The sequence below is a fragment of the Luteibacter sp. UNC138MFCol5.1 genome, assembly GCF_900110505.1.
Lineage (GTDB): Bacteria > Pseudomonadota > Gammaproteobacteria > Xanthomonadales > Rhodanobacteraceae > Luteibacter.
The window spans coordinates 64618-77136 of sequence record NZ_FODZ01000005.1; the positions used below are offsets into that span (position 1 = coordinate 64618).

Genomic DNA, 12519 nt, shown 5'->3' on the forward strand with positions numbered 1-12519 from the left:
AATCCGGGGATGCCTACGCTCACGCTCATCGACGGGTCCTCGTACCTGTACCGCGCGTTCCACGCGCTGCCTCCCCTGACCAACACCTTCGGCGAGCCCACGGGCGCGCTGTTCGGCATCGTCAACATGCTGCGCACGACGATGAAGGCCGGGTCCGACTACGTGGCCTTCGTCTGCGACGCGCCGGGCCGCACGTTCCGCGACGACCTCTACGCCGACTACAAGGCGAACCGGCCGTCCATGCCCGACGACCTGCGCGCGCAGATCGAACCGATGATGAAGATCGTCGGCGCGCTGGGCTTCCCGATCCTCTGCGTGCCGGGCGTCGAAGCCGACGACGTGATCGGCACGCTGGCCGTGCAGGCCGCCGCGCAAGGCATCGACACGATCATCTCCACCGGCGACAAGGACTTCGCCCAGCTCGTCGGCGCGCACATCGTGCTGATCAACACGATGTCGAACACGACGATGGACATCGACGGCGTGATCGATAAATTCGGCGTGCGCCCCGAGCAGATCGTCGACTACCTCACGCTGATGGGCGACAGCATCGACAACGTGCCCGGCGTGGAGAAATGCGGCCCGAAGACCGCGGCCAAGTGGCTCGGCGAGTACGGCACGCTCGATGCCCTGTTCGCGAACGCGGACAAGATCGGCGGCAAGATCGGCGAGAACCTGCGCGCCGCGATGCCGCGCCTGCCCCTCTCCCGCGAACTGGTCACGATCCGTACCGACGTGCCGCTCGAGCAGGGGCCGACCGACCTGGCGATGCGCGAGCGCGACGTCGAGGCGCTGCGCGAGCTCTACGCCCGCTACGACTTCAAGGCGGCGTTGAAGGAACTGGAAGCCGGCGGCGATGCCGCCGCACCGGCTCCCGCCGCGGCAACCCCGGCGTCACCCGCCCCGGTGGTCGACGCCGCGCTTTCCGTGGACGGCGAGTACGAGCTCGTCGTCACCGAGGCCGCGCTCGCGACGTGGCTCGAGAAGCTCGAGACCGCGCCACTGATCGCCTTCGACACCGAAACGACGAGCATCGACGCGATGCGCGCCGACATCGTGGGCCTTTCGCTCGCGGTGGAGCCGGGCAAGGCGGCGTACGTGCCGCTCACGCACGATTACCCCGGCGCGCCGCAGCAGCTGTCGACGGAGCACGTGCTGGGCGCGCTGAAGCCGATCCTCGAGGACGCCACGCGGCCCAAGGTCGGCCAGCACGGCAAGTACGACATCAACGTGCTGTCGCATTACGGCATCGCGCTGCGCGGCCTGGCGCACGACACGATGCTGGAGTCGTATGTCTACAACGCCACGGCGACGCGCCACGACATGGATTCCCTCGCCTCGCGCTACCTCGGGTACACCACCATCAAGTACGAGGAAGTGGCCGGCAAGGGGGCGAAGCAGATCCCGTTCTCGCACGTGGACTGCGACATCGCCTGCCGCTACGCCGCCGAGGATGCCGACATCACGCTGCGCCTGCACCAGGCGCTCTGGGCGAAGCTCGAAGCGGAGCCTTCGCTGCGCAGCGTGTACACGGACATCGAGATCCCGCTCGTGCCGGTGCTGGCGAAGATGGAGCGCACGGGCGTCCTGATCGACGCGGACAACCTGCGCATGCAGAGCCAGCAGCTCGGCAAGCGCATGGTCGAACTGCAACAGCAGGCATACGCGTCCGCAGGCCACGAGTTCAACCTCGACTCGCCGAAGCAGCTGCAGGCCGTGCTGTTCGACGAGCTCGGCCTGGCGGCGAAGATCAAGACGCCCACCGGCCAACCCTCGACCAACGAGGAAGCGCTGGAGGCGATCGCCGATGCGCACGAACTGCCGCGACTGATCCTCGAATACCGCGGTCTCGCCAAGCTGCGCTCCACGTACACCGACAAGCTCGCGGGCATCGTCAATCCGCGCACGGGCCGCGTGCACACGAGCTACCACCAGGGCGCCGTCGCGACGGGACGCATCAGCTCGTCCGACCCGAACCTGCAGAACATCCCCGTGCGTACCGAGGAAGGCCGGCGCATCCGCCAGGCGTTCGTCGCGCCCGACGGCTGGCGCATCGTCGCCGCCGACTACTCGCAGATCGAGCTGCGGATCATGGCCCACCTGTCGAACGACGAAGGCCTCGTGCGCGCGTTCCGCGAAGGCGGCGACGTGCACCGCGCCACGGCGGCGGAAGTCTTCGGCGTGACGCCCGACGAGGTCACGCCGAACCAGCGCCGCGCCGCGAAGGCGATCAACTTCGGCCTGATGTACGGCATGAGCGCGTTCGGCCTCGCGCGCCAGCTCGGCGTCGACCGCGGTGAGGCGTCCGATTACATGGGCCGCTACTTCTCGCGCTACCCGGGTGTGCGCGCCTTCATGGACGCCACCCGCGAACAGGCCCATCGCGATGGTTACGTCCAGACGCTGTTCGGCCGCCGGCTGTACCTGGAGAACCTGAAGTCGCGCAACCAGGCGCACCGCGCCGGCGCCGAGCGCGCGGCGATCAACGCGCCGATGCAGGGCACGGCGGCGGACATCATCAAGCGCGCGATGATCGCGGTGGCGGCGTGGATCGAGCCGCGCGACGACGTGCGCCTGCTGATGCAGGTGCACGACGAACTCGTCTTCGAGGTGCGCGAGGACGCCGTGGACGAGGTCCGCGCCGGTATCGAGAAACACATGACCGGCGCCGCCAGCCTGAGCGTGCCGCTGCAGGTCGACATCGGCGTGGGAGCCAACTGGGACGAGGCGCACTGAGACCTTCCGGCGTTAAATTTCCCTAAGGCCAAGCCATTGCCGGGGCCGCAAGCGTCTGAAAGCATTACCGATGAACGCCAACTGACTTTTTTCGGCCTGGCGTTGCAACTTTCCGTGGGTCCGGCCCTCTAAAGCTTCGGACGCACGCAACGGCGTCCCATCGGTGGACTCCGCCTCCCTGGGGTCACCCTGCGGCCGGCACGATCTTCCCCTGGGTCATGTCGGTCACCGGCCCCGAGAGCTCCCCTGGCTCTCGGGGTTTTTTTTGCCCACACGATCCCTCGACATGGCCCCACGCATCCTCGGCGCCACATTCAACGGGAGGAATCCACATGCGTGCAGGTCTCATCGTCGTCGGCGTCATCCTCATCGGCCTCGGTCTCTGGGTGACCCTGGGTAACGGCAGCTACAGCAAGACCGATACGGTGGCGTCCATCGGCCCCGCCAAGATCGAAGCCACCCATGACAAGGCCATTCCGCAGTGGGTCGGCATCGCCGGCATCGTGATCGGCGGCATCGTGGCGGTGGCGGGGATCGCGCGGAAGAAATGATCGTCGGGGGGTTGGGGGATGGGAGTTGGGGGCGGCGCCTTGGTCGACTGAGGGGGCTGGCGTCGTGACGGATCATTCCGCCTCCAGGCACTCATCAGTGCGCCCCCATTTCCCACCTCCCATCTCCCAGGCCTGCGGCGCAGGCCGCCCGTGCCCCTCCGCTACAATGTCCCGATGGACGTTTCCCACCTGCTCGACTCCCTGAACGACGCCCAGCGCGAGGCCGTCAGCGCCCCGCCCGGCCACTACCTGATCCTCGCGGGCGCCGGCTCCGGCAAGACCCGCGTCCTCACCCACCGCATCGGCTGGCTGACCCAGGTCGAACGGGTGCCGCCGTGGGCGATCCTCGCGGTGACGTTCACCAACAAGGCGGCCGGCGAGATGCGCGCGCGCCTGGACGGACTGATTCCGGGCGGCACGCAGGGGCTGACGGTCGGCACGTTCCACGGCATCGCGCACCGCCTGCTCCGCCGGCACTGGCGCGAGGCGGGTCTCGTCGAGGGCTTCCAGATCCTGGATTCCGACGACCAGCAGCGCCTCATCAAGCGCGTGATCGCGGGCATGGGCCTCGACGAGGCGCGCTTTCCGCCTCGTCAGGCGTCCTGGCAGATCAACAACTGGAAGGACGAGGGCAAGCGCCCCGACGCGATCGAGCACCGCGACCACCCGGTGACGCGCACCTTCGTGGAGATCTACAAGGCGTACGAGCAGCAGTGCCAGCGCGCCGGCCTCGTCGATTTCGCCGAACTGCTGCTGCGCGCGCACGAGCTGTGGCTGAAGGATCCGCAGGTGCTGAAGCACTATCAGGATCGCTGGCGCTACCTGCTGATCGACGAGTTCCAGGACACCAACACGCTGCAGTACGCGTGGATCCGCGTGCTCGCGGGCAATACCGGCCAGGCCTTCGTGGTGGGCGACGACGATCAGGCGATCTACGGCTGGCGCGGCGCGAAGGTGGAGAACGTGCAGCAGTTCCTGCGCGACTTCCCTGGCGCGAAGACCATCCGCCTCGAGCAGAACTACCGTTCGACCTCGACGATCCTCAACGCCGCCAACGCGGTCATCGCGCGCAACGGCGGCCGTCTTGGCAAGCAGCTGTGGACGGACGGCGGCGAAGGCGAGCGCATCGCGTTGTATGCGGCCTACAACGAGCAGGACGAAGCACGCTTCGTCATCGAGCGCATCCGCGAATACATCGCCGAGCACGGCAACGCGCGCGACTGCGCCATCCTGTACCGCTCCAACGCGCAGTCCCGCAACTTCGAAGAACAGCTGATCCAGCGCGACCTGCCTTACCGCGTGTACGGCGGACTACGCTTCTTCGATCGCGCGGAGATCAAGGACGCGCTCGCGTACCTGCGCCTCGCGTCCAACCGCCACGACGACGCCGCCTTCGAGCGCGCCGTGAACACGCCGCCGCGCGGCATCGGCGATCGAACGCTCGACGAGCTGCGCCGCCGCGCGCGCGCCGACGGCAGTTCGATGTGGGAAGCGTCGCTGACCGAGGCCTCGATCGGTTCGCTGGCTGGGCGCGCGAAGAACGCCATCAAGGCCTTCATCGGTCTGATCGACAACCTGGCACGCACGTTCGCCGGTCGCGGCGATGCCGAGGCCGACGAGGAACCGACCGCGCTGGACCTGGCCGAGCAGATCGAGCACGCGATCGTCCACACCGGCCTGCGCGACTTCTACGAGAACGACAAGCGCGGCAACGGCGAGGCGCGCGTCGAGAACCTGGACGAGCTGGTCAACGTCGCCAGCCGTTTCGAGATGACGCCGGAAGATGTCGACGCCGGTCTCAACGAGCTCTCCGCCTTCCTGTCGCATGCCGCGCTCGAAGCCGGCGAAGGCCAGGGCGAGGCCTGGGACGACTGCGTGCAGCTCATGACGCTGCATTCGGCGAAGGGCCTCGAATTCCCCGTCGTGTTCCTCGTGGGCATGGAGGAAGGCCTGTTCCCCAGCCAGCGCTCCACCGAGGAGGAAAACCGGCTGGAGGAAGAGCGCCGCCTGGCCTATGTGGGCATCACGCGTGCCCGCGAGCGCCTCTACGTGTCGCATGCCGAGTCGCGCCGCATGCACGGCACCGAGATGCTCGCCCGACCGTCGCGATTCCTGGGCGAGATCCCGCCCGAACTCATCGACGAACTGCGCCCGCGCGTGCAGGTGTCGCGTCCGGCCTATGCGGACCGCTTCGCCGCGTCGTCGCTGGAGGAGCCCTCGCCCGTTCGTCTGGGCCAGCGCGTCAGGCACCCGACGTTCGGCGAGGGCACGATCGTCAGCGCGGAAGGCGCTGGCGCGCACATGCGCGTGCAGGTCAACTTCGAGGATGCCGGCAGCAAGTGGTTGGTTTACGCTTACGCGAACCTCACCGCGCTCTGACGGGCGTCGCGCGGAACGGAAGCTCGCCGCGTCGCCACGATGGCGACGGCGCGTCCGGAGGATGCGGACGCAGAGGGGAAGGATCGCGTGATCGTCGGTATCGACCTGGGTAGCTCCCACAGCCTCGTCTGCGCATGGATCGACGGCGCGCCGCGCCTGATTCCGAACGGCGCGGGCGAGGTGCTCACGCCTTCGTGCGTGGGCGTCGGAGACGACGGACGCATCCTCGTCGGCAAGGCCGCCCTCGCGCGTCGCGAAACGCATCCCTGGGATACGGCGACACGATTCCGTCGACACCTCGGGCACCCGCACGCGGTGCGCCTCGGCACGCGCGATTACCGGCCCGAAGAGCTCGCGGCGCTGGTGCTGCGCACGCTGGTGCGGGACGCGGAGGCGTTTCTCGGAGAACCGGTCACCGAGGCGGTCGTCACCGTGCCGGCGTGCTTCTCCGGCGAACAGCGCGAGGCGACGCGTGCCGCCTGCGAACTGGCGGGCATCAAGGTCGAGCGGCTGCTCAGCGAGGCGACCGCCGCCGCGCTGGCGCACGCCGTGGACCTGGTCACCGACGAGGCGCGGTTCCTCGTGTTCCGTCTGGGCGCGGCGACCTTCGACGTGGCGGTGGCCCAGCTGACCGACGGCATGATCGGCGTGCGCGCCAGCGCGGGCGACGATTCGCTCGGCGGCGACGACTTCACCGCGCTGATCGCGACACAGGCGTTCGCCAATGGCCTGCCCGACGCGGCCGGCGAGAGCGTGGCGTTCATGCGCGACCTGCTCGCCCTCGCCGAAACGGCGAAGTGCGAGCTGACCCGCCGCGGCACGGCGCATCTCGAGGCGGCCTATGGCGAGACGAGCGTCAGCGTCGCGCTGGATGGCGACACGTTCGCCACGCTGACGCAGCCCTTGCTCAATCGTCTGTGGTACCCGATCGAACGCGCCATGCGCCTCGCGCGTATCCGCGCGGCGGACCTCGACCACGTGATCCTCGCCGGTGGTGCGACGCGGATGCCGGTCATCCGTGCGCTCGCGACGCAGATGTTCGCGCGGGAGCCGACGACGACGATCGATCCCATGCACATCGCCGCCATCGGCGCCGCGGTGCAGGCGGGGATCGCGATGGGAGATCGCGCGCTACGCGGACTCGATGTCCTGGAGACCGGCAGCCGTGCCTCGCCGACGGTCGCTTCGTCGTCCACGGCAACCTCGGTAACCTCTGCTTCCGACCCGACACTGGACCTGGCGCTGGGCTTCGCCGCCGACGTCGGCAAGCAACCTGTCACCGCCGTGCAGGGACTGCTGGCGAACGCGCTCGCCGAGCTGCGCAAGCGCTACATCGATGCGCCCGGCCAGTTCGAAGAGCACCTGATCGACCTGCTCGTCGCCCAGCGCATCGGGCAACGCGTGGCGGTGTTCGAAGCGGCGGCCGACGCGTTCCACTGGCGGCTCGCGGATCACCTCGACGCACTTGGCTCACGAGGCGACTGGATTCGCCGCGTGCTCACCGAAGGCGACGACTGGCTCGCCCTCGACGAAAGGCGCCGGTTCGAATGGCTCGATCTCGCCGCGCTCGGGGAGGCGCGGCTCGATGCGCCGATCGTGCCGTGCTGGCCCGAGATGCGCGTCATGCGCGAGCGGTTTCCGACCTTGATCGGGCTCTTCGTGTCGACGGGCACGCTGGCGAATTGGAAGGCGGCGTTCGATGCGTTGCCGGCGTCGTCGCGTGATCGCCCGAAGCGAGTCGTACCCGGTGCGGAGTCACGCCTGTCGACCGCGGCCGCAGCTGCGGATCGCGATCGTCGACGCAAGGCATGGCGTGCCGCCGTGCTGATCGTCGTCGCGCTGGCGCTGTGCGCGTTCGCGCTCTGGCACGGGGCGCCTCGTCGGTGACGCTCGTTCGCGCGTGAACGCGCTCCCACCCGAAGGGTCACACGATGCGGCGACCGGGCTAATGTCGGGTGGGAGCGCGCTCGCGCGCGAAGGGGCGCTTGCGTCGAGCACCCATTCGCGCGCCAGCGCGCTTCCCATAGGTGTCAGGGCGACAGCCGCGGCACGCCGTGCTGGTCGCGCTCTTCCACCGCGGTGACGCGCGTGTCGATGCGGCGGGCGCGAAGTTCCTCCGGCAGCGCTTCCGTGGCGTCGCCGCGGGCGAGCGCGAGGGCGTTGCGGTAACAACGCTGCGCCAGTTCCGGATGATTCTCGCCGACGTAGACGTCACCGAGCGCTTCCCAGGCGTCGGCGCTAGGCTCGATGGCCAGCGCGCGTTCGAGGTACGGCTTCGCCTTGCCCCACAGGCGCACCCGGACGCACATGCGGCCGACGGCGGTCAGCAGCACGGCGTCGTTGGGATGGCTGTCGATCCAGCTTTCCGCGCGGCGCAGGCGCTGTTCGATGTCCTCCGCGCCCATGCCGCCGTACGTGGCGACCAGCGCGGGCGACCAGTCGCGACGCAGCGCGGTCTCGATCTCGTCCATCGCGGCCATCGTCTGGCCGAAACGCGCGGCCTGCCGCGCGTAGGCGTCGATCGCGGCGGGAAGGCGGCGCTGTCCCTTCGGAAGCTGCGACCACAGCGTCGCCAGCGACGCGCCATCCGAGGCACTGCCGACGTAAGCCGCGATCACACGCGCTTCGAAGGCGGCATACGCGCGAGCACCGAGCTCGCCGCTCTTCTGCAACGGCTCCAGCGCCCGCATCGCGCTGCGCGCGTCGTGCGTGTCGAGCGACGCCTCGGCGTATTCGACCCAGCCCGCGGGCGTGAGACCGCCGGCGGCGGCCTCCGGCGCGAGCAGGGCGACGGCCTCGGACGCGCGGCCCGAACGACGCAGCAGACGTGCGCGAAGGATGCGCGCGGCGCGCGGCGTTTCCTGCGCGGCCTCGTCCAGCGTTTCCAGCGCACGCGTGGTGTCGCCGTGCCGCTCCGCGGCTTCCGCGGCGGCGAGCAACGCCGGACCACGCAAGGAGGGATAACGCGCGGCGCGATGGAGGTCGCGTTCCGCCTCGCCGTGACGGCCTTCGATCAGCGACACGAGACCATCGGCGAGGCGACGGCGGCTCACCCGGCGATGCCGGCGCGTCATCGCGCCGAACGGCCAGCGGATGAGCGCCACGAGCGCGGTGATCACGGCCCAGGCGAGCAGAAGCAGCACCACGGCGGTCACGACGGTCGTCTGCACGTTGGTGCCGCGCAGGTGCACGAGCACGTAGCCCGGATCCTCCGCGACCCAGTGCCAGGCGAACGCCGCGACGACCGCGACGAGAATCAGTCCGACGACCCAGCGCCACGGCTTCATGGCGTGGCCTCGTGCGGCGCGCTGGCGCTGGCGGCCGGCGCGGGCGCCGGGGCGGACGATGCCTTCGCCGGCCCGGAGGTCGGCGCGCCACCCTGGAGCGCGTGCACCGAGCGCAGGTTGCGCAGTTCGGCGAGCGCGGCGCCGAGCTTCGGTTCGGCACCCTTCGCCTGGCTGGCGAGCAGCGCGGCGATGCGGGCGCGCGCCGCCTGCACGGACGGAGCGGTGGTGTCGAAACGTGCGGCGAGCACGGCGTCGACGCGCTTCAGCGCCGCCTGGCGGCCGACGTCGTCGTACGCGAGCACGGCCGCTTCGGCGTGCGCCACGTCGAGCGCCGCGAGTTCGCGCGCGATGCGGTCGTCGGCGAGACCGATCGGCGTGCCGTCGTCGTGGCTCACGCGCACGATGCTGCCCAGTGCCGCACCCGCGCGCTGCCAGAAACCCTGCTCAGCGCCTTCGGCGGTCTTCGCGTCGTCGCTCTTCAACGGCAGCGTCGTCAGCTGGCCACGCAGGGCCGCGAGCGTCGCGAGATCGTTCGCGCGGGCGCGCGGCGCGATGGCGGAAAGCGCCTCGCGCTCCGCGGTGACGTTCTGGCGGACCGCCGCGAACGCCGCGTCGTTGACGGCGGCGAGCGTCTTGTCGGCGAGATCGTAGGCGGACAGCGCGCCGCTGGCGTCGCCGAACAGCGCGAAGCGCTCCTTCGCCATGCGCAGCAGCGATTCCGCTTCGTCGAGCAACATGGCGTCGTGGCCGCTGAGGCTGCGCTCGGACAGGTTCGCCACCGCGTCCTCGAGATTGCGCGTGCGCTCGGACATGCCGAGCATCTCTTCGCGCGCCGAACGGCTCACGGCATCCGCGTCGCCGAGGCGGCGGCGAAGGTTCGCGTTCTCCTCGCGCGTGGCGTCGACCGCGGCCTGCAACGTATCGACCTGTCCGCGCAGACCATTGGCCGCGCCGAGGTCCTGGCGCATCTGCCAGGAGGTCCAGGCGGTGTAGCCCGCGGCGCCGAGGGCGGCAAGCGAAAGCAGGATGGCGATCGCCAGCGCGCCACCGCCGCGCCGAGGCGCCGGATCGACGCGCCGTGGCGGCACGGTGGTACGGGCGGCGGCGGCCGGGGCCGGCGTCGCCGGAGCGGTATCGGTCGGGGGGGTCTCGGTCGTCATGGCGGGCATGCTAGCAGGCCATACGCCAACGCACGGAACACATCCCTCAACGGCGGGTGAACGAGACCCCTGCGGCGGCGGCGAGGAGGTCGGTGGGCAGCGCGGACCGGGCGACCGCGACGCGCTCGAACCCGGCCTCCAGCGCGATGCCACGCAGACGTTCGCTGCTCACGACGGCCACGGCCTGGACCAGCCGTCGCCAGGCGGGCGCCACCAGCGCGCGATGCAGGTGATCGAGCGCCTCGGCACTGGAAAGCAGCACGGCGGAGCGGCGACCGAGTTTCAGGAGCGGATCGATATGGCGGCGGTCGATCCGTGGCGCGACGCGGTGATAGACGTGGATCTCCTCCAGGTCCGCGCCGCGCGCGGCCAGTCGCTCGCGAAGCAGGCCCCGCCCGCCGGGGGCGCCGATCAGCGACACGCGGCGTCCGGTGACGTTCGCCAGCTCCGGCAAGGCGAGGACGCCCTCGCTGTCCTGAGACGTTTCGGGGAACCGCACGTCGACCACGTCGGCCGTTTTCAGAGCGCGGGCCGTGCCGCGGCCGACCGCCACCACCGTGGCGCGCGTGGCCAGCGGCAGGACGTCGGCGGCGAAGCGCACGGCGGCGGGACTCGTGAAGATCAGCATGTCGCCTTCCAGCGCCTTGCGCAGCGCGGCGTCCACCGCCGTGGCATCCTCCGTCGCCCGCAGGGACAGGCCCGGCACGCTGACGGGAATGCCGCCAAGCTTGCGCACCCGCCGCGCCAGCGGGCCGGCGGTGCCCGCGGGGCGGGTAATGACCACGGTGACGTTGCGTAACGGTAGGGTCCGGCTCACGTAATGCATCCTGCGATCGACGGCTCAGCATAGGAACGTGGGGACACCGTCACCAATGCCGAAGGTTGGGTCGCCCATACGGATGCGAACGGGCCGCGCACGAACGTAGACTTGCCGGCTTATGACCACGATCCAGACCCCTCTCGCCGACCTCGGACGGTTCATCCGCGACAGCATTCCGCTGGCCCGCGCCATGGACGTCGCGATCGAGGCCTTCGACGGCGAGCGGCTGACCATGACGGCGCCGCTCCAGCCGAACATCAACGACAAGGGCTGCGCCTTCGGCGGCAGCCTCGTCACGCTGATGACCCTCGCCTGCTGGGCGCTGGTGGAAGCCCGTCTGCGCGAGCGCGGCGCCGACTGCGACGTCTTCGTGGCCGACTCCACCGTCCGCTACCTCGACCCCGTGTGGGACGACCTGCGCGCCGAGGCCACGCTGGCGCCGGGCGCCGACTGGGCCACGTTCTTCGCCACGCTCGACGCGCGCGGCCGTGCCCGGGCCGACTTCACCTGCGTGGTGCCGGGGGAGAACGGCAAGGCGCTGGCGAGCCTGGATGCGCGTTTCGTGGCCAAACGCCGGGCATAATGCCGCCCGACGCCCCGATGGAATCCGCCATGCGCCCGTACGCCCTGCCCGCTGTCGCCCTTGCCTTCCTCGCCCTCGCCGGCTGTGCCACGGACAAGCGCAACCAGGCGCTGAACAAGACGCTGATGAGCTACGCCTCGGCGATCCGCTGGGGCGACTTCACCAGCGCGCAGGCGTTCATCGACAAGGACTACCTGCAGGAACACCCGATCAGCTCGATCGAGCAGGGCCGCCTCCAGCAGCTGCGTGTCACGGGCTACGACGAAGGCGCGGGCCCCAAGCCCGACGGCGACGACGACGTGATCCAGGTCGTCCAGGTCAACGTGGTCAACATCAACACGCAGGCCGAGCGCAGCGTGATCGACCGCCAGCGCTGGCATTACGACCGCGAAAAGAACAAATGGACCCTGATGACCGGCCTGCCGGACTTCACGCCCCGCTAAAGCCGATATAATCGGCCGTTTATCCCCTCCTGGGACGCGGAAAGACACGATGAACGACGTTTTGCAGAAGCTGCCCGCTTTCGTGAGCAACCACACCGCGCTGGTCGCCCTGTTCGTGGTGATCCTGGTCGCGCTCGTCGCCACCGAAGTCGGCCGTCTGTTCCGCAAGTGGAAGACCCTGACGCCGGCCGGCCTGACGCAGCTGATCAATCGCGACACGCCACTGATCGTCGACCTCTCGGCCAGCGCCGACTTCGAGAAGGCCCACATTCCGGGCGCGAAGAACGTCGCCATGAGCCAGTTCGATCCGGAAACGCAGAAGGACCTGTCGAAAGCGAAGGAACTGCCGGTCGTGCTCGTCGACAAGGACGGCCGCGGCGTCGGCAAGGCGGCCAATCGCCTGATCAAGGCCGGTTTCCCTAAGGTCTTCGTGCTCGAAGGCGGCACCTACGCCTGGCAGACCGCGCAGCTGCCGGTGGTCAAGGGCAAGAAATAAGGCCGCCACGCACACGGCCGGGAGACGCTTCGCGACAGACCCGCAAGCCTTTCGTGGTGCTCTC

Annotated in this window: 10 protein-coding genes; 7 read left to right on the plus strand and 3 right to left on the minus strand. The window is 69.7% G+C overall.

The genetic code is table 11. The features are described 5' to 3' along the window. The first annotated feature begins 9 nt into the window (after positions 1-9). From polA to BMY69_RS14470, 4 genes are all read left to right on the plus strand, one after another. Positions 10-2736: a DNA polymerase I gene (gene polA / locus BMY69_RS14455; RefSeq protein WP_090179561.1), complete on the plus strand. Its 2727-nt coding sequence runs from the start codon at positions 10-12 to the stop codon at positions 2734-2736. A 332-nt stretch (positions 2737-3068) separates the two neighbouring features. Beyond that, positions 3069-3287 (plus strand): hypothetical protein, encoded by a 219-nt coding sequence (locus BMY69_RS14460; protein ID WP_090179564.1) that lies wholly within the window; start codon positions 3069-3071, stop codon positions 3285-3287. Positions 3288-3461: 174 nt separating this feature from the next. Then, entirely contained in the window at positions 3462-5666 is a 2205-nt protein-coding gene (uvrD, locus tag BMY69_RS14465) for a DNA helicase II (protein ID WP_090179565.1), read from the plus strand. An 87-nt stretch (positions 5667-5753) separates the two neighbouring features. Continuing rightward, positions 5754-7553: an Hsp70 family protein gene (locus tag BMY69_RS14470; protein ID WP_177191188.1), complete on the plus strand. Its 1800-nt coding sequence runs from the start codon at positions 5754-5756 to the stop codon at positions 7551-7553. Between the two features lie 143 nt (positions 7554-7696). Here the strand turns inward: BMY69_RS14470 and BMY69_RS14475 are convergent, their stop codons facing one another. The 3 genes from BMY69_RS14475 to BMY69_RS14485 are packed head-to-tail and all read right to left on the minus strand — an operon-like array spanning position 7697 to position 10930. After that, on the minus strand, positions 7697-8953 hold the full coding sequence (locus tag BMY69_RS14475) for a heme biosynthesis protein HemY (RefSeq protein ID WP_090179569.1): 1257 nt from the start codon (positions 8951-8953) through the stop codon (positions 7697-7699). After that, on the minus strand, positions 8950-10113 hold the full coding sequence (locus BMY69_RS14480) for a uroporphyrinogen-III C-methyltransferase (protein WP_177191189.1): 1164 nt from the start codon (positions 10111-10113) through the stop codon (positions 8950-8952). The genes BMY69_RS14475 and BMY69_RS14480 overlap by 4 nt, the downstream gene beginning before the upstream one ends. 46 nt (positions 10114-10159) lie before the next feature. Beyond that, positions 10160-10930, minus strand: coding sequence for a uroporphyrinogen-III synthase (locus BMY69_RS14485; protein ID WP_255364571.1), 771 nt, complete (start codon positions 10928-10930; stop codon positions 10160-10162). A gap of 121 nt (positions 10931-11051) precedes the next feature. Here BMY69_RS14485 and BMY69_RS14490 point away from each other — a divergent pair, with 121 nt between their 5' ends. The 3 genes from BMY69_RS14490 to BMY69_RS14500 are packed head-to-tail and all read left to right on the plus strand — an operon-like array spanning position 11052 to position 12455. Continuing rightward, positions 11052-11516: a YiiD C-terminal domain-containing protein gene (locus BMY69_RS14490; protein WP_090179576.1), complete on the plus strand. Its 465-nt coding sequence runs from the start codon at positions 11052-11054 to the stop codon at positions 11514-11516. A gap of 29 nt (positions 11517-11545) precedes the next feature. Next, positions 11546-11959, plus strand: coding sequence for a hypothetical protein (locus tag BMY69_RS14495; RefSeq protein ID WP_090057833.1), 414 nt, complete (start codon positions 11546-11548; stop codon positions 11957-11959). 49 nt (positions 11960-12008) lie between these two features. Beyond that, positions 12009-12455 (plus strand): rhodanese-like domain-containing protein, encoded by a 447-nt coding sequence (locus tag BMY69_RS14500; protein ID WP_090057272.1) that lies wholly within the window; start codon positions 12009-12011, stop codon positions 12453-12455. The last annotated feature ends 64 nt before the right edge of the window (positions 12456-12519 follow it).